Here is a 25,989-nt window from a genome sequence, read left to right on the forward strand (position 1 = left end):
AGCCGCATGGCGTTAGCCACGGTTTCAGCGCAATAACCGGAGCTAACGCTCGTCGGCTAATGAGCCGAACCCGAACAATGGGGTTAGACAAATCACCGGGGGCGCCGAAACGCTCCGCGCGTCCGCTAACGGTGGACGACGGTCATTCGTCTCCATCAAGCAGTTCACCAAAGTTCAACTCCCCATCAAAGTTCCGCGGGGGATTCTTCGGCGCGGTCAAATCTTCGGCACTGGAGGGTTGAAGTCGGCGATCGCGTCCGTCAGCTTGCTGCGGTTGCGGAGGATTATCCTGCAACTGATAACTTTCCACGCCTGCGGGCGCCCCATCGATACCGGCAGAACCATCGATTCCATAGGACGGAGGGTCGACCGGGGGAATTTCGACGACACCTGGCATCACGAAGTCCAACGCATCCGATTCGATCAAACTTGCGTCTCGGCATGCGACCTGCTTCTTGCAACATCGCTCACACGTTTGGCTTCCCTTGACGTAGGCAAACATTTCTTCGCAAAACGATTGCCGTGACACGAAAATACGGTCACCGGGTTTGAGATGGTAGTTGGTCGTCGAATCGCCCAACTGCGTGATCGAACGGTAACAGACCGGCAATGTCACACGACAAGAGCAGGGACTCGTCGGACGAGCAAGCAAGATGTCGCACGCCGACGCACGGGCCGTTAATCCGCCTGCTTCCATGAGTGCATCAAGGACGGTTTCATGACCGGTCAACGAATATGCTCCTGGCGAATTCACTTCCCCGATGACGTAGTACCGGTGGATCGGCTGGATCAATCGAATATTGACACGCACTGAATCGCGTTCGGCTTTGCTGACGATCTCCTGAACGGTCGATTCGGCCTGCTCGATCGTCATGCTCGATACGACGACGCGACCATAGCGTCCGAGGTCAATCGTGCCATCGGCCATGATTCGCTGATCTGCCGGAAGTTGAATCGACAGATCATCGGCTTCGAGAACTTCGACCAGCAATTCGTCCCCAGGTGCGAGCGTATGCATCGGTCGCACTTGCTTGGCCAATTCACGTGGCACATCCGGACAACGTGTGGTTTGGTCCAAGATTTCCTTCGTGTCCTCAGTCATCACGTGAGCGATCGGATAGGCCGAAAAGCCTAAGACGCTACACCCCGCTGACGCCAGGATTGGAAACAACGACAACACCGAAAGGCCGATTCGATTGATTGTTTTGCACATGTTCAATCAGATCGACCGCTGCCAGCAGAGAATTTGACAACGCTGTTTGAACCGTCACAGCTTATCAGTTCGAAAACAATCCGTCGGCGACCGTGATCGTGATCAACTCTTGAACCGCAAATCGCCTGACGTTTGCTTGCAGCGATTCGCCGGGCAGCAGACGAATGATCGGCGAACTCGCCGTCCCATTAATTTCAAACACAAATGTTCGATCGCTCAGCAAACGATTGATCTGGCCGAACGGGCTGGCAAAGATCAGGTCGGAAAGCCCTACCAAGTCGACTAGCAAGTCTTGGCCTTGAAAGTTTCCGGTCGAAAGCACAACGCCAACGTTCATACGCGTATCGAGCAGACCGACCCGACCTTCGGCTTTCACGGCGACTCGATCGGAAACCAATGCGACTTCTTCGAGAACGATTGCTCCGGAAGCGATGCGTCCGGTAGCGATCCCTTCGTTAAATCTCGTTCCGACAAGTGCACTCGCGCCCAAAAGGACGCCCGCAGTCGACAAACCAGGGACGGCCGAGGCATCGGTGCCACCAAGTCGGAAACGGAACTGGCCTCGCAATTGCCGCGCGCCACTGATCCGGCGACCGCTGAGCGTCAGATCACCGGTGACGTCGCCTTGACCGATCGTTGTTGTTCCAACGTAAGTGCTCAACAATTGCTCGAAATCGACGTGAGCCACCTTCCAGCGACTATCCATATCCAGCGTCCCACGATGCGACGCCGAAGAAGCCAATCGCAATGCCCCCGAGACAGAGCCACCGGCGAGTGACGATTTCACATTGGGAAACTTTGCCGACCATCGCGACGTGGGAACATCGTAGGTCACGACGAGCGAACTGTGTGCGTCACCGACTGGTAGGTCGAACGCGGTCGCGTTGTCGGCGACAACGTTTCCGGTGACACGAAGCTTGTTGATGAACCCTTGTCCTGTCCCAGTTACGGTAACCTGTCCACTGACAATGCCAGATAACCATTGACCGGCTTCGGCACTGACCGGCAACAAGATCTGACTGCCTTTCGCACGTGTCAATCGAAGCGAGATATTTCTCTGGCCCGTGCCAGGCATCCCCGCGTCAAATGACCAGACGCCTTGCCCGGTCAGGAGCCCGCCGGCGTAAACGCCGCGTAGCGACTGAATGTTTGCGACGCCGTCTCGCACTCGAAGTGTGACAGCCAACGACGGCGAAAGTTCTTTTCCGCTGATACGGACCGAGCGAAGCGCCGCTTGAATTTCGATCGGTTCACGAAGATTGTTCAGGTCGACAATGCCTGATTGAACATCCAGGCGTCCTCCATAAACACCACGCTGATGTCCCATGAGCACACTTGCTTGTTCGAGTGACGTGTCGTTTAAAGAAAAACGATCCACGACGGTGTATCGAAGCAAATCGGCCCAAGAAGCCTGTGGGTCCGGCGTTGTCGTCGAATGAACGGTCAACCGGCCGCCAAGGATTTCCCCATCGACCGCCGCTTCGATACCGTCACCGTCGACGCTGACTTCTGCGATTAACCGTCCCAAGCTCTCTCCGGAGGCGGTGAGTTGGCTGATGCGAACGATCGCCGCTCCGCGATGAGCCAGCGGTTGATCGAGTTGATCCGCCTCGACTCGCCAATTCAATCTTCCCGACGTTGTGGCAGCAAGCGTGGTTGGTTTGGTCGCAAGCGGTAGCGTGATCGTAACTTCGGGGGAGAGATCATCCCAGCGCACGTCGAACTGATGCTGGCCCCGCGAGGTCAACGCTAAGCTTGCCGTACCGTTGAGCTTTCCCTGGAACAATTCGGCTTCGAACGCATTGACTTGAAGTCGCTCATCCGAGACCGCGTATTGAGCAGACAACGACCGAATGCGAGCGAGTGAAGTGTCGTCCGGTTCGATCGGGGCACGAGGAGCCAACCGAAAACGTTGACGATCCAATGTGAGATCGTGTTCCAAACGCCCGAGATCTAAGCCAGCGATTTTAAGACGAGGTGACGCGATCGCCGCCCTAATCTGAAGTGGATCAGTCGCGTCGTTTTTGATTGCCTCGGTCGAAACCGTTCCTTGGACTCGTCCGTCGACATCGATTTTCCCTTCGACCGCTTTGCTGAACATCCCCAGTGGTAAGTCGTCGGCTGTCAGACGAAGGTCGACTTTCGGCGTGTCTGCAAGATCAACCGAACCGGACAGGTTTGCTAGAAAGATAGGTTGTCCTGATGGCCGCGTCTGGCTCGACCGAAGGCTCGTATTTTGAATCGTCACCCGCCGTTGTTTCAACCGAAATTCGGGAACGTTAAGGTCGACTTGCAACTCTTTCCCGTAGCGAATTTCGTTGGCCGAGACTTCACCGGCCACATTCCAGTTCAGTGGAATCTTCAAGTCATCCGTCCGACCATTGACATCGACCTTACCGTCCACGGTCGCGATCGACCAAGCCTCTGCCCAATTGCCGCCAAATTTCGCGAGCAAATCAAACACGGCTTCGGTTCGAAACTGGCTTAGCTGTAATTGTCCTGAAAAGTCACCGCGCGGAAGAAGCTCGAACTTCGCATCGCCAGCTATCGTTCCGCCGCCTTGTTTAGCGTCTAGCTTTTGCAATGTCAGCGTGCCATCATCGAACTTGACTTCCGCACGAACCGAATCGAGAACCAGTTGATCCGCTTTTACGTTTCGTCCCGTCAGCGTGCCTTCGATTCGATACGCCTTGCCGGTACGAAGAGCATTGAGCGGAATCCCAACTTCGAAATTCACGGTGACGATTCCGTCGACGTCGACTGGAAGCTCGATGCCCAGCCGTTCCAACCGCCCGGCGAGCGTGCCGACTTCGATATCTTCGAACGACCAATTTGTCGTCCAGTAACGATATTGATTCACTGGCTTCTGTGGTGCGGCCGGCTGAGCACAAACTTGGCTGACGGGGCCGAGACTGACCACGGATAACCAGACCGCAATAAGCAGGATCGCGGCTCGAAACGGTCGTGGTCTTGGTGGCGAAGGAAGCATAGGGGCTGGGGGTCGGGTGTTGATGTTTCACGAAACCGCTGAAGTTTACGCTTCCGCCAAGGATACGTCGCAGCCAAGTTCGGCATACCGTTTGCACCCTCTCTTGATCCGTTTTCACGATTCACATTTTCACTTGACTCAACCTTTTTGGAGGTCACTCATCATGTCTGCCGACGGTATGGCAAGCTATCAAACGGTCCATGGATTATCGTTCCCCACCACAGTTGCATTTTTAAAGGTGCAGGACGAAGAACGACGTAGCAAGCGTGAATCCTCTCGTGGGGAAACGAAGTCCACAACGGAACGTTCCCGGTTGCATCTGAAACAGTCTGCTGAATTTTCAACCACCGCCTGATTGGACAGTTTTGACACTCAATCGCAAAATGCGAACGATTCGGCTCGTTTTTTGAAAAACGTTTTATTCATTCACGAAGATTCTCGGCATCGATTCGGGCAACTTTTAAGAATCTTTTCTCAGAGGATCTTCAGAGTCTTGGTGACTCCGACCTAATCGTTCGCCGCATCGATGGCAATAAATCGCACCGACCAAATGTTCATCGGTCGCACATCTTGGGCAAGAATCTCCGGTCCGTTTCTCGGACTCGCTACGCGACGACAATTCGGCGGTGACGAAGCCGCTCGGAACGATGATCAGACTGTATCCAAGTAAGATCAGGGTCGCGGAGATCACCTTCCCGGTCGTCGTCGTCGGGACAATATCTCCGTAACCGACGGTTGTCATCGTTACGATCGCCCAATACATCGCTTGTGGGATGGAATCGAACCGACTGTCGTACTGTTCAGGGCGGACCCCTGCGACAAGAGCCGGAACGATTGTTTCGACGAAGTACATCAGCGTCCCACTAATCGTCACGGCAACCATGACGACGATCAGAAACACAATAATCTTGTGCCTCGCGTTCCAAACCGCATGCCAGAGCTCGTCGGCATCGCTCATCATCCGCCATAGCTTCAGCACCCGGAACGCCCTAAGCAGGCGGATACTCCTCAGGATTGCGAAGCTACGCGTTTGATTTTGCGGGACAAAGAAGAACCCGATATAGGTCGGCAAAATACTGAGAAGGTCGACGATGCCCCAGAAGCTAAATGCGTATCGCAACGGGTGGCGGGCACAGACAAGTCTCGCGACGTATTCAATCGAGAATAGAATCGTCAGCAACCATTCGATTGCCTCAAGAACGAAGAGTTCTTGCTTCGCAATCGATGGAATCGTTTCCAACGAAATCACGCTGATGCTGCAAAGGATGGCGATCAGCAAACCAACATCAAATGTCCATCCCGCCGGCGTATCGGATTCAAAGATGACATCGTGCATCAAAACCCGCCACGGTGGACCGTCTGGCCGTTGCGGCGCTCGGCTCTTCCGTCGCGGTTTCTGTGTGTTCATGGATCGTGTTAGCCGTGCAGAATGATCATGCGAAATAACGCGCCCGCGTGCGAGCGGATCTGTATAGCTTTGCGATTAACCGGACGGCGATCGCCGCGGGTTCACCGAATTTGTTCCCTAGGCCGCGGTCGTCGGTGTTTCTCGGTTCTAGCGACGTAAGTTCGGCGGTAGCTCGGTCGGCTCACGCTTTACTTCCCGGTGAGCCGAGGGCACTCATGCGCCATCTGCACCAACTGCTCGGGTTCAGCCAATCAGCCGACGGGCGTTAGCCCCGGTTAATGCAACCAAACCGCGGTTAATCCTCCTTTCAACGGCGGACGAGGCACTAGCAGCGGGCTGCCCGTCTCAAACCTGCAGAGACATCGGCTAACCTTTCGGCGGACTTGGCGTGAGACAGCGGCCGCCAACGGGGCGTGTCGATAACGACCAGTTATGGCTGGATGCTGATTCGGCGAGGGGCTGTTGCGGCGGGTGACGCCTGACGTACCGCCGGTTGACGTGGACTCGTGTCTCGCGAAATCTCGGCACTCGCCGCCATAATTTGTGGGGTTTGACGCTGCATCGGGATATCGATCGATGGCGTTTCGCCCGATGCGGCGAGGGCTTGCGTTTCAGCGGCGATCGCCTGGATTCGTTTCCGGATCGATGGCTCTATGGGTGCCGCAACGCCGTTTTCAAGCTTTGCGTGAGTACGCCGAATCGTCGTCGTCACCAAGCCGCTTGGGCGTGTCGCTTGGTTGTCGATCGCATCGAGATGACGACGGTATTCTGGAGAATAGACTAACGAAGCATCGGTCATCGCTGCTTGTGCCTTCTTGCCAGGCAAGACAATCGTGGTGGGCGCTCCCTGGACAATCTTGCCTTCCTTGGTTTGGAAAGTCGCGACCAGTGAAACTCGCTTTTCCATCCCTCCGGCGGCATCCCATGGAATCCACACGCTGTAGCTCGCCCCAAAATCGCTTTGACTGAAGTGCGTGGTGAACTGCTCGGGCGTGAACTTGAACGGCCGAATGGCAGAGTCTTTTCCGGTCGCCCCGATTTCGAATCCATGGACTGTCAACGTGCCTTCGACGGGAACTGATTTGGACTTTTCATCGAAGAAAAACAGTCGTCCGCCGAAGCCGCGAGTCGGTGTACGCCCCGCTTGAACCAAAACATCGCTCGTCCAGGTGGCGGCAACTTTCGATGGATTGGGATAAGGCTTCGGTGGCTCGTCGTCTTTCTTTGACCACGGGGCTTTGGTCGCCCACTCGGGTGTGTTGAAGAACTTGGCAAGCTTTGCGCCTTCACGCGTGGTCGGCGTCGTGCAACCAGTCATCGTGAGCGGTCCGGCCGCCAACGCGACAATGACTGCGATTTGATAGGGGCGTCGTTTCATGGGTCAGACCGTCATTTGATAGGTTGTGAGTGATTCAACATCGAACGTTCTGCAATTCGATGCTCGTCAACCTTCACGGGGCCGGGGCGGGATCCAGCCCCGTGAAGATTCGTCCTTTCACCGTGGATCTCGGATCACCTTCAGAGCGACCCGAGATCGAAGCGGAATCCATTCCGCTGTTACTTGCCGTTGATCCAGCTTGCCGGCAGAGTCTGCTCGCCTTGGCCGTTGCCATTGGGAGTCGTGAACGACTGCTGGTTGATGACTGGGCCAGGCAATACTGTTTCGTCTGCGGGAGACAGCACGGATTCTTCCTGCAGCATTGCCGGCGGTGCGATCCCAGGAGCTGGGGTGATGACCGGTCCGCCGGGAACTGGCAAGTTGCCGTTCGGGTCTGCGAGTTCGGCTTCCAGGTCACGGCTGCGATCGGGGACCAGACCGGCCGGGACGTCACCGACAACCATTTCGCCATCGATCGTCGGTTGAACGTCGGGATAGATCGTTGGTCCGATCGCGGGTCCCCACAGTCCATAGCCACCGCTGAGTCCGACGTCACCGTGAGCTTCGACGACGTCGGCCAAGCACCAGCTCATTCGACTCGATTCGGTTTGCTTGATGTACTCAAGATCCTGATCACTCGTGACCAGCATCGGCGTCATTACGATCAACAATTCGTTTCGTGTCTCCGCTTCGTAGTCGTATTTGAACAAGTTGCCCACGATCGGAATGTTCGACAAGATTGGCATCCGTCGACTTTGGTTGGCACGGATCTTTTGGATCAAACCACCGACGATCACGGTTTGTCCGCTGTAGACGGACAAGGTCACTTGGGCGGTCGTGTTGATGATGTCTTCGATCAAGACCGTTTCACCATCGACACCCGTTGGAACCAAAGTTCCGGTGCCTTGGTCGCGGTCCGATCGCGTCACATCGAGGTTCAGTGCGATCGTTCCATCGCGACCAATTCGTGGCAAGATCTCCATGATCAAACCGACTTGGATGTCTTCGATCTCAGGGGAGATTACGCCGTTGCCGGAAACCGTATTTCCACGGAAACGGGCGATCTCGCGACCGACTTCGATCCTGGCGATCGTGTTGTCGGCGGTCATCAGCTTCGGTGTGCTGATGATCTGTGCTCGACCGGCATCTTGTAGCGTGCGGAACAGCAAGCTGACCGATTCGCTAGCCGCGTTCAAAACGAATCCACCGTAACCGATCGAGGGGTTGGTCTGTCCGAGCCCGAAGGTCGAAACCGCACCGCCAACGATGTTTTCACGATTGACATCGTTGACGTTCGCGACTCCGGCGTTGTTGAAGTTAAACCCAGACGCCCCGGTCGCTCGCGAGCCAAAGATATCCGAGACGGCTTGGTCACGGCTGAAGGCCAACGAGTCCTGCAGCCCAAGCTCTGTTCCAATTTCGAATTGGTCATTCAAGTTGACCTCCGCCATGACAACCTTGATCAACACCATCGGGCGGCGGCGATCGAGCCGATCGATCAACGATCGCACTTCTTCATACAGTCGCGGAGAGACGCTCAACAAGATGCTGTTGGAGTATTCCTCGGCAACGGCGATGATGTCACGGTCGAGCAAGTCATAGGCACTTAGTCCCTGCTGGAACTGTTGGATTTGCGTTTGCGATTGCAGACGGGTACTGACGTAGTTAGTGATTGCCGCGGCAACATCAATTGCGTTGTTATTCTTGAGCCAGATTACTTCGGTGATCCGCTCGGCAAAACCTTCGCTATCGAGCCGAATCAAGATGCTTTCGACGACTTCCAAGTCCGACGCCGATCCGCTGGCCACGATGCTGTTGGTTCGGATGTCGGTCGAGAATCGAAGTGGGACCAGCGAGCTTTCTTGGGCCGCCGTCGAAGCCGGTAGTCCGGCCAAGTTTGCCGCACCGACTCCGGTTCCGGTATTGGAAGCGTCTGAGCCGAAGAGTTGCTCAAGCGCGGCGGTCAACTGTGATGCATCGCCGTTTTCAACGGTGAAGACTTTGACCAGCGAATCGATTCCCGGTGCGCGGTCGAGCTGACGAATCAACTCGGCGATCAGTGGCATGCTTGACGCGGGGGCTCGGACGACGATCGAGTTACCGGCGGTTTCGGCCGTGATCGTTGCCCCGGAGAGAATCCCCGATTCGACGACTTTGCGTTCATCGCTATCCACCGAAACGATTGTCAGCGAAGCCGAAGGTGCCGTCGCGTCTTCACTAGCCGTGACATCGCCTCCGGTGAACGCGTCTTGAAGTGTCGTTGCCAGGTCTTCGGCGATCGCGTTTTGCAACTGGAAGACTCGCAATTCCATTTTGGCGGTCGTTTTCTCGACATCCAATTCATTGATCAAGCGAGTCACCTCGGTCATGTCCCGCGGCGCGGCACTGACGATCAGTGAATTTGTCCGGTAATCAGCCGAAACACGAACACGAGTTCCTAATCCGGGACGCACGTCCTCTTCCGACCCGGGACGATCGGTGAAGAAGTCACGAATGGTTTCTTGGGCATCAACCGCAGAGGCATTTTGCAACCGGAAGACACGCAGTCGGCTGGACGGGTCGATGGGTTGATCGATCTTCGCGATCAACTCTTCGAGCGACGCAATCGCTTCGGTCCGCCCGATCAGTAACAACGCATTCGGATTGTCGAGCGATGTGATGCTGACGTCCCCTTGCCGGCTCGAGAGCACGTCCTCGTACAACTGGGTCAGCAATTCACTCACCGCGTTTGCGTCGGCATGCTGCAGGCTGACCACTTTCGAATCGGGCTGAGTCAATTCGGCTTTTGATTCGATTTCTTGAATCAATTCCATCACACGCTGCACGTCGCGCGTCGTTCCTTTGACAATGATCTGGCCGAGTTCAGGGACGTACTCGATTTGGACATCGCCTAGCGGACCGCCGCCTTCTTCGCCGTCAGCCACCTCGCCACCGTCGCCGGCGGGTTGTGCGGCCGGATCGGCGGATTGATCCGCTTGCAGCACTGCGTTGGCAAACACGCTTGCGGGAGCTTCGGGCAATGGATCGTTACGAAGCGCTTTGAGTAACCGCATCGTTCGTTGGACAGGCGCCATCTCGGCGTCTTCCAGGCGATGGACTTTGGTCACATCGTCGTAGCGATGGGGCACGCGATCGAGCGCTTGGATCATTTTTTCCCAACCCGGAAGCGCTGGATCGGGAGCATGTACGGTGACGAAATTTTGGCGACGATCGACTTGGACGATCGTCCCTTTCATGGGAGCCACGTTCATCTGGAACGTCACTTCGTTCCCGTTGTTACGGGTCGTCATCGGAATGTCACTTCCGGCCGCCTGCTTCAAATCGCGTTCGAATTCTCGCCAGGAAATATTTTCCAGTCGCAACGTCAACGGAGTACTAACCGAAGCGGATGTTTGTTGAATCGCACCGGCGACCATCTGCTTCACTTGACCCGCGATGGTTGCCTGGGTTGCCGGAGGTGCCATCACGACCAGTTGCCCGCTCTTGGGATCCGGGGCAATCGTAACACCGGGGGTGCCTTGAAACCGCAGGTTCAACGCCGTCGCGATGGCCTGTGCGTGAACCGGTGGGACGGACAGTTTTCGAAGCTGGGGCGCTTGACTGGTCGTCGCACCGATGGTCGGATTCGGCGCCACCGAAGTCGCGGACACCGGTCGAATCGAAGCGTTCGGCATTTGCGACGCGTTCGCTTGGGCATAGCTACCCGCGTTTGCCATCGCCGGCATCCGGAACGGAGCCGTTGACGCTCCACCGGGCACATTCGGGTTGCCGTTGCCTGCCGCAGAAGGCATCGTCTGACCGACCGCCGTCGGGGCGCAACATGCCGCAGCCACCACGAGCGTGCTGAGCTTGGCCGCGACGAGAGTTCTCGTCCGACCGGTCACCGGAGTGATCAACTGCAGCAGGCGAGTGCGGCAGCTATCGGAGTTCGCGTGAGGGTGCACGGGTAACACCTATGTTCGTATGGGTCAATTCAACAATCTGCGGAGCTCCAAGAGCGCTTCCTCCGCCCATCAGGACTGATCGTCGCTGCCCTTGCATTCCCTACAGTCAAACTGACCTCGATAACGACGACGAATCGTTCAAACAGCTACCAAACCTACAACACATACCGGCCACAAAGGTTCGGAAGAATGGGCAAACTGTAACGCCTGTCGAGACGATGAAGCCCTGATGCCGTGCCGCGTTTCATCGCTAAAGAACGCTCGAAAGTTTCACGAACTTGCGAGCAGAGAACGCGATCGATCCTCTTGTCCGGCTAGATCAGACGTCTGTGAGCGGTTGATCAGCCGACAGACGCCACGCCGGTGGTTGGACGGAAATCGTGGCGACGCCCTGCGGCCAATGCTCATTTCAGTTGTTGACGAAACACTATTCGCTGGGCTTGCTGATCCTGACTTCGCCGAACGTCATAAACACAAATGACTGTCCCGCCGGGCCGCGATAGGCGCCTTCTGCCCCACAAAGTTTGACCGCAAGTGCGGCCATCGCCCACGCGTCGTCTTCGGTTCCTGTCCATTTACGCGTTGTCAGTTTGTCGATTCCGTGTTCTTCGCCGTAGTCCTTCACCTTTCGGGAATGCGTTTTCAACGGGTCAACGATCGACGGGTTGTCCCAAGCCCATAGCCATGAATGATCGTTGGCACTGAACGAACCGATAATCTGCGCAGGGGCCACTGCGGTCGTTCCGTCGGCATTGGAAAACACAAGGTTGCCGTCTTCCTGGTCGATGTTCCATCGGTCGAACGTTCCCAATCCCCATGCTTTGTGGGCTTCCGTTTTTAGTTGCAATTCCAGCATACTGGCATCAAGCAACGATTGAAAATCATCGGATTCGATCGAAGACATTTGGGGCTCCTGCAAATGCTGGGAATTGCCGCAACCGTTCGTCGTGATGACAACCAATGCGAGGCAAATCGAACTGAATGAGTTGTAGGTCATGACCTTTCACTGACGACATTGGCAATAATGGATTGGTGAGCAATCCAACATAACACATTTACGAACCGTCCCTGCGTTTGGCACATTCAATTGTCCGACGTCGAATGTAGCCATCGTCGCGATCAATCGACTCGAAAGAAGCCCACACATCTTGCTGCCCAGGTAATTGAACGGCATGGCGTCTACGAAAACCACGGTCGGCGGACAGATTCTTCGCTGCCGAGCCGATCGTTCCTGCTCGCTACAACCGGGAGTGATCGAGCTAACCGACGAAACGATCACGGACATCCAGTTCGGTTCCATACCAACGACGGTCGATTTCGGAGACGAAAACACCTTAGTCACGCCCGGACTAATCGACACTCATCTTCACTTACCGCAGTTCGATTCCATCGGGGCATTGGGAATGCCGTTGCTAGATTGGCTTTCGCAAGTCATTTTTCCGGCGGAAGCGAAATGGAATGATCTGGACTACGCTCGAAAAATGATCAAGCGTGTCATTGAACAATGTGTCTCTGTCGGGACGACCGGCGTTTGTGCATATTCGACGTCTTCCTATCAAGCCACGATCGCTGCCTTGGAGATGTTTTCGGAGGCTGGGATCCGAGGCGTGATCGGACAATCATTGATGGACCGTGGCGGTCCCGACGAATTGACCATTCCAACCGATCGCTTGATCGACGAAGTTCAATCGGCGCTTCAATTGTTTCCTTCCGATAGACGAATGGCGACCGCAGTCACTCCCCGATTCGCGCTTTCGTGTACCGAAAAAACGATGCGTTCGGTCGCCCATCTTGCGAAAGAGTTCCGAGCAACCATCCAAACTCATCTCGCCGAAACCCGCCGGGAATGCCAAGTCATCTCGGATCACTTCGATGGGATGGAATACACCGGGGTTTACGAAACAATGGGTCTAGTGACCGAGCGTAGCGTATTCGGTCACGGGATCTACCTCGATCAAACGGCAATAGGACGTTTGCGAAATGCGAATGCGGTGATCGCCCATTGTCCGACCGCGAACTCGTTTTTGGGAAGCGGTGTGATGAACCGCCATGATCATCTTTCCCGTCAGGTCCGCCTCTCTCTCGGAAGTGACATCGGCGCCGGTTTTGAACGGTCGATGGTTCGTGTCGGCCGGGCCATGATCGAAGCCGCGATCGCAAAACAATTTCAATCGGACGCATTTGATTCGACCGGGTCTGTTGACTTTAGTTGCGTCCCCAAGGCATCGGAAGCTTGGTACCAAATCACGGCCGGCAACGCGGAAGCGATGGGGTGGGCCGAAGCGGGACGTATTCAGGTCGGACATCCTGCCGACCTAGTCGTGATCCACCCGACGATTCCTTGGCGTGATTCCGGCGATGCCTTGTCAACGGTCATGTTCGCCTGGGACGACCGCTGGATAAGGCAAACGATCCTTCGTGGCGTTGTCGTCGATCTCTCGCCAATCTAACGACTAAGCCACGTTAGCACCCCCGCCCGACCTAGACGCGGAGATTTGGATAGATCCCTGGGACGAGCCGGTCGCTGGAAAACCGGTCGACAATGAAATCTGCAGGCTAAAGACAACCGGCTTCCATTTGCTGCCTGTTCTGAATGATGGCTTTGCTGATCACACTTCGATCAATGGCGGGACAAATCGTCAAATCTGGTTTATGATCATCCAGCCCCAATCCGTTGACCCATCACGTCCGATTTTTCAACTGGAACAAAAATCTGTGTCGTGTTCCAGTTTGTTGATTGGGATTTGCCGCATCCCGTTGGCACCGGTCCCAATGCGGCAAACAGTGGGATCGCCCGTCAGCGGCAGACTTGCGTCTCCGCATACTCAACCAGAACGAAGCACTCGATCACGCTTTTCATCGCACCGGTCGAAGACCATGATCCTTCATATCGACATGGACGCCTTTTACGCGTCGATTGAGCAGCGAGATCGCCCGGAGCTACGAGGGAAGCCCGTAGTCGTCGGGGGCGGGGGCGGTCGTGGCGTGGTAGCGGCCGCCAGTTACGAAGCACGAGAATACGGCATTCACAGTGCTTTGCCGGGAAGTCGTGCCGTCAAGTTGTGCCCCCACGCGATCTTCGTCCGCGGTCGACATGCCCACTACGCAGAGGTGGGCCGCCAAGTCCGCGAGATTTTCACGCGATACACCCCGGTCATCCAACCGCTATCTCTCGACGAAGCCTTTCTCGATGTCTCGGGAACGGAACGTTTATTCGGGGACGCCGAAACGATCGGACGACGCATTCAAACGGAAATCGCGACGGAGTTGAATCTACCCTCGAGTGTCGGCGTCGCACCGAGAAAGTTTATTGCGAAGATTGCCAGTGACTATGGCAAACCCAAGGGCTTTGTCGTCGTCCGTGAAGATCAGATTCATGAGTTTTTAGACCCGTTGCCCGTCGAACGAGTATGGGGTGTCGGGAAAGTTGGGGCCCAGCGACTCCACCGTTTGGGCTTGCGACGGATCGCCGATATCCGTCGCTATGAAGAAAGCTGGTTCAAACAAAAGCTCGGTTCGTGGGGCTGTCATTTGTGGCGTCTGGCCAACGGCATCGATTCTCGGGAAGTCGTTTCCGACCGCCGGGCAAAACAAATCAGCCACGAGCGAACGTTCTCCGAAGATCAATCCGATTTCGAATTCCTGCATTCGGTTGTTTGTTTCCTGTGCGAACAAACCGCGATGCGACTCAGACGCCACGAACGAAAGACGGCAACGATTGGCTTGAAATATCGCCGCGAGGATTTTCAGACGTTCTCCAAATCCAAAGCACTTGAGACACCGATCGATGATACGGCGAGCATCATCCGTGTTGCCACCGAACTGTTGCATACCATGCGGCAGACACAACCGCGTCCGGTGCGACTGATCGGTGTTTCACTTTCGTCACTGGTCTCCGGAGATACACCGACGCAACTATCGCTGTTTGACAATCCAGACCAAGCGGTCGCGGAGCGCCGTGTCGACAAGGTCGTTGATCAGCTAGCGAAACAGTTGGGACAAAGCCAAATCTACCGGGCGGGAAGCCATCATTGGCGAAATCGCCCACGTGAATAATAACGATCGAGACGGTCAATCAATGTCCCGACTCATTTCCCGGCCTCGCTGGTGGCGGTCCGGCAGACTTGATTCTGCCTAATAGTGCCCCGCCCAACACACTTTTCTTATCCACTCACCGACCCTGCAGCGGTCAATAGTAATCTCGATGATGCCGATACAAACTCTGGCGACCGACTTAGATGGTACGTTGATTCCGATCGACGATTCGATACGGCTAAAGAACGCATTGGAAACACTGCGAGAGACGCTTGCCGTAGAACAACTGGAATTGCTGTATGTCAGCGGCAGATCATGGAAACTTGTTCGGGAAGCGATCGACAAACACAAGCTTCCACTTCCGGACGCTGCGATTTGCGATGTCGGAACGACGGTGCTGATCCCGGCAGAAAACGATTCGGATACCGGTGATAACGGCGATTCCGACCGGGAAGGTTCGATCCCAAACTATCAGATATCGGAAGATTACGCACAGCGACTGCGGCAAATCCTCCGAGGCTGGAAGGCTTCCGATGTGCTCGGACAAATCGATGCCCTCGGCCCCGCGATTTGGCCACAACCGCAAGATTGCCAGTCAGAATTCAAGATCAGCTTCTTCTTTGAACTCGCCAACCAGGAACATGTTTGCGGCAAAGTCCGCTCCTGGATCAACGATAGTGGAGCCCCCGTGTCCATCGTTGTAAGCAAACAGATCGACGGTCCACTGGGCTTGATCGACGTACTACCTAAGGGTGTTCACAAAGGATTCGCGCTCCGCTGGTGGCTCGAACATCACGACCGACCGCTCGAAGCTGCCGTTTACTGTGGTGATTCCGGCAATGACTCGGCCGCCATGAACTGCGGCGTCAACGGTGTGGTGGTCGCAAATGCTGATCACCACCTTCGTTCTGCAATGGAAGCCCTAGACTCACCGAGTATTTACTTTGCCGTAGAACCATCGACGGCGGGTGTGTTAGAAGGCTTGTTGCACTTCTCGGAGATTAGTCTGGCGTAGTGCAGAACGCATCGCTCCGGCAGCTGCTTTTCAGTGGTGTCGAACGCTACATCGGATTTCCTGTCTCACGTCGCTCGCTCCCAACTCTCGTCTTGTTCTTCTCACCCGCATTGCATTCATGTACAGCGAAACCACTGGAAGCCGAAAGACTCTCGGCGACGTCGACATCATCTATCACGAGGGCATTTACCATCTGTTTCACCTGGTCTTGCCTAACCACGACTACATCGCGCACGCGGTAAGCGACGATTGTTTTCACTGGCGGCGGGTGGAAAATGCGTTGCACATTGGTGATCCCGGTAGCTGGGATGATTCGATGCTGTGGACAATGCATGTTGGACCGGACCCACACCATCCTGGGCGTTGGAGGATGTTTTACACCGGATTGTCCCGCCGTGATCATGGCTTGAAACAGCGTTTGGGCATGGCGACGAGCGACAACCTTTACACCTGGAAAAAATCCAGCGTGCATTGGGTAGATCGCCGATCCGACTTGCCATACGAACTTCCTGGGCGGCCACCCCAGCCGACTTATCAGTTCGATGGAAAAAGTGCATATCCGGTTGGACCAGACCCACTGTATTACGAATCGTCGATCGACGAAGGTCGGCATTGGGTGTCATGGCGGGACCCGTTTTACTACCGAGACAACGACCGCGGATGGTTGCTCTGTGCGGGCCGCGTCAAAGACGGTCCAGTTGTTCGCCGAGGATGCGTGGCGGTGATGGAGGAAACTGCCCCGAACCAGTTCAGTCCACGTCCGCCGCTGCACCACCCCGGTCTGTACGATGACATCGAAGTACCAAACTTGTTGAACCTTCGCGGTGAGTACTTTCTGATCGGTAGCATTCGTGAAGATGCGAAGATCCGCTATTGGCATACATCGGAAATCGGCCGCCCGTGGCAAAGCTATGATGACAACGTTTTATTGGCGTCGGGCAACTACGCAGGAAGAATCTGTCACGATGACAAAGGGGTTTTGCTCTGGTGCTTTTTCACCCCTGGAGACGACGGAGCCGACCGGACGGTTCGCAACCTGATGCCACCGCCGAAACGGTTGATGTGCGATCCGAATGGACGCTTAAGAGTCGAGTCATTCGAAGGATTTAATGACCGCGTCACCGGTCCGTTAGCGATCAACCGACTTGGCCCCATGAAGACGGCGCGTCCTGGCGACAGCGTGACCTGTGACGATGGCGTTCTTACACTGAGCAGCTACAGTGGATTCCAAGCTTTCTTATTCAACGACGATGCCGATTGCTTTCGGCTCCAAGCTACGATTCGAATGATCGATCAGGGCAAGTGTGGACTCGTTTTTCGAATCAATCGATCGACGCACGACGGCTACTACCTTTCACTGGATCTTAAGAAGGGCGTCGCGCAACTGCGAGCTTGGGGAACGGGTGATGAATATAGCGGCGAAACGATGATGCAATTCCAAACGCTCCAGAGTGGTTTCTGGTACAACCCGGTCGCGGGAACAGCTGAACTGCAATTAATCGCACACGGCAGCTATATCGAATTAACGATCAACGGGCGTGTGATCCTGTCTCTCGCCGACCAAATCTTCAGTCGTGGTGCCCTGGGAATTTACGCCGAGAGCACCAAACTTGAGGTCAGCAACGTTAAGCTCGATCGCCTAACGTCACCCGTCCAATCAGACGAACACTTAACAGTCGGATAGAAACTGTGATCGACGACAACTCGATCGACCGACCACATTTACTAGCGGCCTAACCAAACGGTAAAGGCGATGATGATTGTCACGATCGCGAGCACCAGTAGATACGACCATCCGACGATGGCGAACGGCGCTCCCGGTGCCTTCTCGCCCAGCGGTTGCTCTTCCTTCGGCAGCGGGTCCTTCTTCGGCCGTTGCGTCTTCAGGTTTGGACTCGATTGTGTCACTGACTCTGCCATTTCTAAACTCCTCTGAGTGGAAATTCTGTTTTGCGGCCAGAGGACTCTCATGGTCATTGTGTTTTGACCATCCTCGGCACGCGGTCACATCAAAATTTGTGACCTCGACGAGCAGCACGTCGATTACAGCGGTTCAACTTTTGATGAAGAGCATCGGGCTGCCATGATCCAACCGATCTGTTCCGCCGCGATTTGCATACCCAGTTGCTAACTCCGGCGTACAAATCTTGGGCACGAACAGCTTGCGAATCCTCTGCTCCGAAATCAGATAATCTGCATCCGTCGTGCCAAATCTGTGGCTGGCCGGCGATCGGCCAATGCTGTCGCGCGATTTGACCGGGACGCTTCGGCAGCTTTACGACCAGGACGGTCGATTGAAGACCAGACGGGACTCTCGTTGGGGGAATCAGGGGTTTGGGATCATCCACATCCTACAAAATCGGGGCGCGCACCCATCTATCACAGCCTGAAATGCCAAGCAATTTCCCGGTTGCGTGTTGGCATAGTTGTTGCTTCATGATGATCACCGTCGCCGAGACGTGATCGCTAGTCCCGCCGTCGGAACCAGGTCGATGACGCGATCGAGGCGAAAGGAGGCTCTTCACTCACCACAGAAACCTCACGACGACCCTTCAATCGAACCAATATGAATACTGAAACTGAGAGCAAACTTGACGCGACAACGCTCGAAGCCGCACGTAATCTCGTCCAGGCAAACTTGGACTCCGCAAAAGGGTTCGACGAAATCTCCGGCGAGGTCGACGATGCCCAGCTGAGCGATTTGTTTAAAAGCATGGCTGAAACGAGAAGCTTGCTGGTCAAAGAACTTCGAGAGCACATCGCCTACGCTGGAGAAACAGCTCCTACCGAGGGGACTTGGCTGGCCGCGCTACACCGTTCCTGGATCGAGCTTCGTTCGACGATCAGCGGCGGTGACCCCAAGGTCATCCTGATCGAGGCCGAGCGGGGCGAAGACTATATCAAGCAAGCTTACGAGGATGTGATCAAGCGAACGGCCGGCAGCGCGCTCAACGCGGTATTACTTCGGCAGTACGAGACGGTCAAGAAAGGCCATGCGGCGATCCGAACTTTACGCGAAGCAATGGTGGAGTAAAACGTGTCCAAACGGAGTATTCTTTTCGTCATTGATGCGATGGCGTTCGATGTGGTCCGCGACTGGCTAGCATCCGACCGGTTGCCCAATCTCGCTCGGATGATCCAGGATGGTGGATCGTTGCATCCTTGTGTTTCGATTTTTCCATCGATCACTCCCGCTGCGACGTGTTCCATCGCGACCGGTTGTTACCCAAAGGAACACGGAATCGAAGGAGCGTGTTGGTACGACTCAGAAACAAATGATACGGCATACTTTGGCGACGACTTGCGGTTGGTCCTCCAAGAGGGAATGCATGAGTATCTCGTCGACTTTGGTGATCGGCTGAACTTTGAACGCCTCAAATCGCCCTTGATCTACGAACAGGCTTCTGCACAGGGGATCGATTCGGCGAGTTTGAACTTCATGTGGTTCCGGGGACCACACCGCCATTCACGCTCAACCCCGATCGGTATCCGACTCGCCGCTGGTAGCTTGGGCGACGAAGTTTATGGGCCGAAATACTTGAAGCTCGGTGACTTCGTTCACGACCTCCCCGAAGGTGTCGGCCAGGTTGAAGGAATGGAAACCGGGATGTTCGGCAAGTATGGGTTTCATGACGACACGACTTCGGCATGCCTTATGGCGATGGCGAAGGCTGGGAAACTGCCGCCGCTCACCGTTGCCTATTACCCGCTGAACGATTCGGACGCGCATGAGGAAGGACTGACACAGGCTGCTTCCAAGCGGCTAACTCGATTCGACGAATTTCTCGGCGAATTTGTGGAACAGCTTGGCGGCTGGGGCGTGGTCGGGCGTGACTTCTCTTTCATCATGGTCGGCGATCATTCGCAATCCGAACCGAAAGGGGCGGAGATGAATAGCATTCAACTTGACGATCACTTGCACGATTTTCGTCGTGGAGATTTTGGCAACGGGATCAGCGACGACGTCCAGCTTCTGATTTGCCCCAACATGCGTTCGGCAGCGATCTACTTTGCCGACGAGTGTTTCGACGTCCGGCGTGAAGTGGTCTATCGCGTTTTAAAGGACCCGAACGTCGATCAGATCATCATGGAAAACGTCGAACTAGATGGGCGGAAGAAATATATCGTTGCCAGTTCCGATCGGGGACGATTGGAGTTCTGGAGGGCGGGAGGAAGAGACGACGATGACCATTGTGATCTCGATGAACACCATCGGGTTCATCGTGCCGAAGACCCGTACGGAAATCGATGGGCATTCTGTGGCGACCTCGAAACGGTCGATTGCCGAGTCGACGAGCACGGCAAAGTGATCGAAGGACGTTACCCAAACGCGTTTGAAAGGATCGAGGGCGCGTTCACCGAAGGTGCGTCCCCTGTCTGGGTTACGGCAAAACCAGGCGCAGAGTTTTCCGTCCCCGAAGTTCGCCAGCACCCCGGTGGCAGCCACGGGTCGTTGCACGAAGACGATTCGATTTCAGGGCTACTGGTTAGTTCTGACCTCAGTTTGAAACTGTCGTCTGATGATCGACCACGGGCAAGGATCGTCGACGTGATGCAACTTTGTCTGGAAAGCATCGGCGCAGAACGCTGGCCAGCCAACAAGATTAAGTCAGTAGACGTTTCGACCAGCAGCCCAACCCACTAACGCCGTTAAGTCGACTCTTTAGACAGAGCGGCGGCAATAGGACGGAGCCAGCACAGGCCAGTGAAGCCTGTGGGCAGTTCGCCGAGACAACGTAGCGTCCCTTTCACCCTATTTAATTCGTTCGATTCACCTTTCCAAATGCAGCACGTTTTCCTGATCACCTTTGTCGCACTGATGCAATTCGGAGGCGCGCCATCTGCGTCCACCGAAGACTCCGCGACGAATGAACCTGCGTCTTCTTCGGTGCAGGTGGAAGAGGTGGTTAGTGATCGTGCGATTGAAGCACGGCTTAGCGGCATCTTTGATGCCAGAGAAGATTTTTCTGACGTGACCATTACCGCCGATCACGGCGTGGTTTCGTTTGACGGTTTATTTAAAACGCAGGAAGATGCGGACTGGGCAACTGATCTCGCCGAGCGAACCGAAGGCGTCGTTGTCGTTGACAACTTGGCAAACGTCGAAAACGAAATCGACATCGCCGAAAACTGGGGTGTGATCTCGTCGAGCCTTGGTGCGCTGTGGAAAGACTTTCTACGGCGTCTGCCACTACTAATCGCCGGGGTCATCACCATTGTTTTGACGAGTGTTGTTTCCAAATCAGTCGCTTGGGGGCTGACTAAGATTTTCAGTCGCCAAAAGCGAATCCGCCCCAGCCTTAGAGACCTTATCTTCCAGCTCGTAACCATAGGCGTCTGGATCGCAGGTTTGTTGGTGACAGCAGTCGTTGTCTTCCCCGGGATGACACCGACGCGAGCGTTGACGCTGCTTGGGGTCGGATCGGTGGCGATCGGGTTTGCATTTAAAGACATCTTTGAAAACTTTTTTGCCGGTATCCTCATCCTTTGGAGATACCCATTTGATCTTGGCGATTTCATTTCCAGCGAAGACCTCACCGGTCAAGTCGAAGAAATCACAGTCAGAAACACGATGATCCGGCGGCTCGACGGAGAATTGGCAGTCGTACCGAATGCGATGCTATTCAAAACCGCGGTCGATGTGCTTACAGATAAGTCATCGCGGCGTGTGCGTTTGGTCTGCGGCGTTGCCTACGGCGAGGACGTGGATCGTGCACGCGACGTGATCGCCGACGCAGTTCGGGCCTGTATCACCGTCGATGGAGACCGCTTGGTCGAGGTGTTTGCAAAAGAGTTCGCCGACTCAAGTGTTAACTACGAGGTTGCTTGGTGGACCGGATCGACTCCCGGAGAAGTCCGTCGCAGTCGTGACGAAGTGGTCTCGGCAATCAAGTCCGCACTCGATCGTGAAGGCATCGAAATTCCGTTTCCCTATCGAACTCTTACCTTCAAGGACAGCGTTCCCATGCGGATTCAGGCGGGATCCAGCCCCGAAGCAACTCTCCCAGTCGACGTGGCATCGGCAAGCCATCACAATGAGCACGATTAAATCTACTGTGCAAGCCCCATAAAAACGAATCCGTTTCAACTTAATCCGTTCGCTTGACGAACCGATCTCCGGGGAATCGCCTTCTCCAGCATCCCCATACCAATGACACCACGAATGCCTACCGTATTAGTAATTGACGATGACCCTTCAGTTTTCCTGTTGACCAGGAAAGCGCTCGACGGGGTCGCAGATATCGTTACCGCAGAAACTGCCGACGAAGGTTTAGAGCTGATTAATCGGCGGCAGTTTGATGCCGTCCTTCTAGACATCATGCTTCCCGATCGCAATGGATTGGCACTTTATTGCGAGATCAAAGAAAAGGATCGTCGCTTGCCGGTCATCTTCATGACCGTCGAGGCGGCCAGCGGTACGGCGATCGAAGCAATGCAATTAGGCGCGTTTGACTACGTCGCCAAACCACTATCCGTTTCCGCACTGCGTCACCTTATCTCTCGCGCAATCGAGCAACGCGAACTTGCTTCGGTGCCGGTTGCAATTGTCGCCGACGAAGAACTTGCCAAAGAATCGGGTGAGCTTTTTATTGGACGCAGCACGCCGATGCTAGAAGTTTTTAAAGCGATCGGACGCGTGAGTAAACAGAATGTTCCAGTGTTGGTACGTGGTGAAAGCGGGACAGGGAAGGAGTTGGTCGCGCGGGCACTGTTTCAATACAGCCACCGAGCGGAAGGCCCGTTTCTGGCTGTCAACTGTGCCGCATTACCAGATACGCTTCTTGAAAGCGAGTTGTTTGGCTATGAGAAAGGAGCGTTCACGGGCGCCGATTCACGACGGATCGGAAAGTTCGAACAATGCAACAAAGGGACGCTTTTCTTGGATGAAATTGGAGACATGGCGTCCATCGTTCAGGCCAAAGTACTTCGTGTTTTGCAGGATCAGCGGTTTGAGCGAATCGGCGGAAATAACGAACTAAAGACCGACGTTCGGATCGTCGCTGCGACCAACCGGCCGCTCGAAGAAATGGTGTCTGAAAATACATTCCGCGAAGACCTGTTGTATCGTTTAAATGCGGTCACCATTCACCTTCCGCCGCTCCGGGAGCGTCCCAGTGATATCCCGATGTTGATCCAACACTTCTTAAGTCAGGCCAAAGTCGAGTTTAACAAGCCAGACCTCGAAGGCGCGTCTCCTGAAACCGTGGAGATGTTAAAGGGCTACTCTTGGCCAGGGAACGTCCGTCAGCTACGTGCCGTCGTCCGTCGCTGTGTTCTCGATTCGGCACTCCCAGTCCTAGTACCCGAAGTCCTTCCCAATGCGATCAAGGAAGAACTTGCGAAATCGGCGACTCAACGACCAGCCTCGGCAATAGACTCCGTATCGACAGCGTCTCACGGAAATGGACAACCATCTCCCACAGTGGCTGGAAATGGCTCATCCGGTAATGGTATTTCGGTAGCCGGCGGAGTAGGAGATTCCGCTAGTGGGATCGGCCAAGATTCGGCGGCGGCGCTCGCGGCCCCGGGCGGTCGCACCGATGCGGTTGACGGGATGGCCTCGATGTCAAACGAAATGCCATTTTCCCATGACGACTCCGATGCGGATGAGCCAAACGGCTTAGGGCTACCGGCCCTGGTGGACAACCTGTTCGAACAGAAGTCAACCGACATGTATTCGGAAGTCATAGCGTATGCGGAACGTTACTTGCTATTGCGAGTGCTCCGCGAAACGGAAGGTAATCAAAGTAAGGCGGCGGCTATTCTCGGAATTACTCGCGGGAAACTTCGTGACCGTATCGCCAGTTACGATATTCGTCTTGAGAGTGGAGTAAGAATCGGTGAATGAAAATCTAGCTGTTAAACAACGTTTCGCGGGGGCGCTACAGCGTCTCGATGGCGACTTCGAGCTTCTCTGTGAAATGGCGGCGGTGACGCTACCAGACTGCCCTGATGTACTCGCTCGAATCCAGAATGATCTTGATGCGGACGACAGTGCCAAGGCAGCATCGTCACTGCATAAGCTTAAAGGCATGCTAAGCACCTATGAAACTGATGGTGTGGTCATCGAGATCCAAGAGATGCTTGCGATGGCACGGCGAGGAAACCTGGAAGAATTAAAGGTGCTTTTCGCGAAGGAATTGCCGCGAATCGAAGCCTTGATTCAAGAGATCCAGGTTCTTTGCGATCATGCGAATTCGAATGCCTAAGGTAATCGTTGAAGAGTTTGTTCGGATGCGGTGTTAATGGTGAAAGATCAATGGCTTTGAAAGCTCGTTCTTATTTGTTCGATATTATTGTTCATCGTCATTGCAACGCAGTACGATAACCGTCTGCTTTTGTCCCCATCACGGATGACGAACCGCTGATAGACGAGATGTCCGACAAATACGACAAAGGCGAGTGCTGTTTTTCTAGCACTCGCCTTTGTTCTTAGGTCCAGCCAGAGCAAGGACTGTTCGATATCCCACAGTGCCGAAACGCACCAGCGCCGAAACGTGGCGCTATCTCGCGAGACTCCCGGCGGCTTGCTGGGATCGACCGTGTCGGCCAGACGTTAGCGAGTTCGGATCATCGCCGGGGACTATTTCTCGCCTCGTTTAGTAACTCAGCTTTCGAATCGGCCCAATTCGCCAACCGGGATATTTTGCCGACGCAGCAATACGAGCGCCGCGACTATTTTCGGCATACACGACCACCGTCGTTGGGTATCGATAAGAGACTCGAGGGATCAGTCCGACTTGCCAAACGTCGGTGACGCCCGCCGTCGCAGCCTGCAATTGCAAGTCCATCAGCCTCGCCCGGGTCATCGCCGTCGAATCTAGGTTGCCTGTGGTTGCGACACTTCGATCTGACATCCGACTGTAGCTATCAAGCATCAGCCGTTCGAATTGACTCGACTGACTGCGTTCGTCTTCTTCGACGGCCTCATTCTGTGCGGCCAACCAGCGTTCAAATCCGGGGCGAACCGCAGACGCATCTGGACCGGCTAGAATGTTGATCGGCAGCGTAATCATCCCGCCTTCTGGCAACGCAAGCTGCACGCCGCTGACTTCATATTCCAACGGTCCGGTCCCCAAGTCGATCAGATGATCTTCAAGGTCAGCCGGGTCTTCGATCTCAACTCTATCGATCGCCTCGATCGCTTCAGGCAAAATCTTCGCATAAGCTTTCGGAAGATCTTCGAGCGCGACATCGTTGACGACCACGTCACTATCCCGACGCTTCAGAACCAATGTTTGTTTTCCGAAACCGACTAAACGTCCGGTAACGGTTTCACCATCGGTTAGTCTCCAAGTCGTATCGACTGCTGGTTTCGCGGGAGTCAACGCGTCATCTGACTCGCTTGTATCATCGGTTTTCTGCGACTTTGATCCTTTCTCAGCCAGGTAGGACTGGTCGGCCTTGGAAAGCTGATCGATTCGTAGCACCAGCAAACCTTGTTCTTCCGTTCGAACGACAACCTTATCTTCGTCAGAGGCGACAAGCTGACCTTCCACTTGAAAGCGTCCCGACTGGTCGGACCATTGGCGAGCCGACGCGATCGCGGGCAGGGTGACTAGCGCAAGACTGAAGAGCCATCGGTATTGGAATCTCATGTTTTTCTCATTGGTTGGCGATTCGCTACGAGTGAACCGTGTGGTGGCTCAAAATTCGTAGCGGTGTGACGTTTTGACTTTTGTTTTGGATCCGACCAGTTAACCGACGTCAGTCCGGTTTGTGTGCGTGAAACGTGACTGATTCCCGTAGGCCGAATGCTCCGCAATACAAAGACGGACGAAGTACGATTGACCTCTCTCGCTCCAGGAAATCTACCGCCACCAGACGACTGTAGAGAGCAAGAACTTTTCAATACGCGAACCGCAAACGAAGCAAAGATGATGCCAAACAACATCGATTTTCACGAATGAGATCAATTGTTGGCATGACGAATGCATCTCGACCTACTTCTCGAATGGCAAAGTCGTTGGCATGAACGCCGCATCATGCCGATTTGGTTCGACAAG

General features: G+C 54.9%; 17 protein-coding genes. 9 read left to right on the plus strand and 8 right to left on the minus strand.

Features of this window, described 5'->3' with window-relative positions:
• Positions 1–142 precede the first annotated feature (142 nt).
• From FYC48_RS06540 to FYC48_RS06565, 6 genes are all read right to left on the minus strand, one after another.
• The gene (locus FYC48_RS06540) at positions 143–1,213 is read right to left on the minus strand and encodes a polysaccharide biosynthesis/export family protein (RefSeq protein WP_149495905.1); all 1,071 of its coding nucleotides are present in this window, start codon (positions 1,211–1,213) and stop codon (positions 143–145) included.
• Between the two features lie 64 nt (positions 1,214–1,277).
• A complete protein-coding gene (locus FYC48_RS06545) occupies positions 1,278–4,073 on the minus strand; it encodes an AsmA-like C-terminal region-containing protein (protein ID WP_160149365.1) in 2,796 nt (931 codons plus the stop codon).
• 589 nt (positions 4,074–4,662) lie between these two features.
• Positions 4,663–5,538, minus strand: a complete 876-nt coding sequence (locus FYC48_RS06550) for an ion transporter (protein ID WP_230778576.1) — start codon at positions 5,536–5,538, stop codon at positions 4,663–4,665.
• A gap of 502 nt (positions 5,539–6,040) precedes the next feature.
• Positions 6,041–6,988 (minus strand): hypothetical protein, encoded by a 948-nt coding sequence (locus FYC48_RS06555; protein ID WP_149495908.1) that lies wholly within the window; start codon positions 6,986–6,988, stop codon positions 6,041–6,043.
• A gap of 179 nt (positions 6,989–7,167) precedes the next feature.
• Positions 7,168–10,932 carry a secretin N-terminal domain-containing protein gene (locus FYC48_RS06560; protein WP_235034121.1) on the minus strand — a complete coding sequence of 1,255 codons (3,765 nt, stop codon included), beginning with the start codon at positions 10,930–10,932 and terminating at the stop codon, positions 7,168–7,170.
• Between the two features lie 427 nt (positions 10,933–11,359).
• On the minus strand, positions 11,360–11,836 hold the full coding sequence (locus FYC48_RS06565; RefSeq protein ID WP_149495909.1) for a DUF6882 domain-containing protein: 477 nt from the start codon (positions 11,834–11,836) through the stop codon (positions 11,360–11,362).
• A gap of 268 nt (positions 11,837–12,104) precedes the next feature.
• Here FYC48_RS06565 and FYC48_RS06570 point away from each other — a divergent pair, with 268 nt between their 5' ends.
• The 4 genes from FYC48_RS06570 (at position 12,105) to FYC48_RS06585 (ending at position 17,666) form a co-directional block, all read left to right on the plus strand.
• Positions 12,105–13,382 carry an amidohydrolase family protein gene (locus FYC48_RS06570; RefSeq protein ID WP_149495910.1) on the plus strand — a complete coding sequence of 426 codons (1,278 nt, stop codon included), beginning with the start codon at positions 12,105–12,107 and terminating at the stop codon, positions 13,380–13,382.
• A gap of 322 nt (positions 13,383–13,704) precedes the next feature.
• Positions 13,705–14,988: a DNA polymerase IV gene (locus FYC48_RS06575; protein ID WP_149496131.1), complete on the plus strand. Its 1,284-nt coding sequence runs from the start codon at positions 13,705–13,707 to the stop codon at positions 14,986–14,988.
• 148 nt (positions 14,989–15,136) lie between these two features.
• The gene (locus tag FYC48_RS06580) at positions 15,137–15,982 is read left to right on the plus strand and encodes an HAD-IIB family hydrolase (protein WP_149495911.1); all 846 of its coding nucleotides are present in this window, start codon (positions 15,137–15,139) and stop codon (positions 15,980–15,982) included.
• A 118-nt stretch (positions 15,983–16,100) separates the two neighbouring features.
• Positions 16,101–17,666, plus strand: a complete 1,566-nt coding sequence (locus tag FYC48_RS06585) for a glycoside hydrolase family protein (RefSeq protein WP_149495912.1) — start codon at positions 16,101–16,103, stop codon at positions 17,664–17,666.
• Positions 17,667–17,707: 41 nt separating this feature from the next.
• Here FYC48_RS06585 and FYC48_RS06590 read toward each other — a convergent pair whose 3' ends face one another.
• Positions 17,708–17,902 (minus strand): hypothetical protein, encoded by a 195-nt coding sequence (locus tag FYC48_RS06590; RefSeq protein WP_149495913.1) that lies wholly within the window; start codon positions 17,900–17,902, stop codon positions 17,708–17,710.
• A gap of 646 nt (positions 17,903–18,548) precedes the next feature.
• On the opposite strand from FYC48_RS06590, the gene FYC48_RS06595 reads away from it, so the two are divergent.
• The 5 genes from FYC48_RS06595 to FYC48_RS06615 all read left to right on the plus strand — a co-directional run bounded on the left by FYC48_RS06595 (position 18,549) and on the right by FYC48_RS06615 (position 24,192).
• Positions 18,549–19,016, plus strand: coding sequence for a PA2169 family four-helix-bundle protein (locus FYC48_RS06595; RefSeq protein WP_149495914.1), 468 nt, complete (start codon positions 18,549–18,551; stop codon positions 19,014–19,016).
• A gap of 3 nt (positions 19,017–19,019) precedes the next feature.
• Positions 19,020–20,627, plus strand: coding sequence for an alkaline phosphatase family protein (locus FYC48_RS06600; RefSeq protein ID WP_149495915.1), 1,608 nt, complete (start codon positions 19,020–19,022; stop codon positions 20,625–20,627).
• A gap of 138 nt (positions 20,628–20,765) precedes the next feature.
• Positions 20,766–22,031, plus strand: coding sequence for a mechanosensitive ion channel family protein (locus FYC48_RS06605; protein ID WP_149495916.1), 1,266 nt, complete (start codon positions 20,766–20,768; stop codon positions 22,029–22,031).
• Between the two features lie 114 nt (positions 22,032–22,145).
• Positions 22,146–23,831, plus strand: coding sequence for a sigma-54-dependent transcriptional regulator (locus tag FYC48_RS06610; RefSeq protein WP_149495917.1), 1,686 nt, complete (start codon positions 22,146–22,148; stop codon positions 23,829–23,831).
• A complete protein-coding gene (locus tag FYC48_RS06615; RefSeq protein ID WP_149495918.1) occupies positions 23,824–24,192 on the plus strand; it encodes an Hpt domain-containing protein in 369 nt (122 codons plus the stop codon). The genes FYC48_RS06610 and FYC48_RS06615 overlap by 8 nt, the downstream gene beginning before the upstream one ends.
• A gap of 390 nt (positions 24,193–24,582) precedes the next feature.
• On the opposite strand, the gene FYC48_RS06620 is transcribed toward FYC48_RS06615, so the two are convergent.
• Positions 24,583–25,581, minus strand: a complete 999-nt coding sequence (locus tag FYC48_RS06620; RefSeq protein WP_149495919.1) for an SHD1 domain-containing protein — start codon at positions 25,579–25,581, stop codon at positions 24,583–24,585.
• Between the last annotated feature and the right edge of the window lie 408 nt (positions 25,582–25,989).

The organism is Roseiconus lacunae, assembly GCF_008312935.1.
Lineage (GTDB): Bacteria > Planctomycetota > Planctomycetia > Pirellulales > Pirellulaceae > Stieleria > Stieleria lacunae.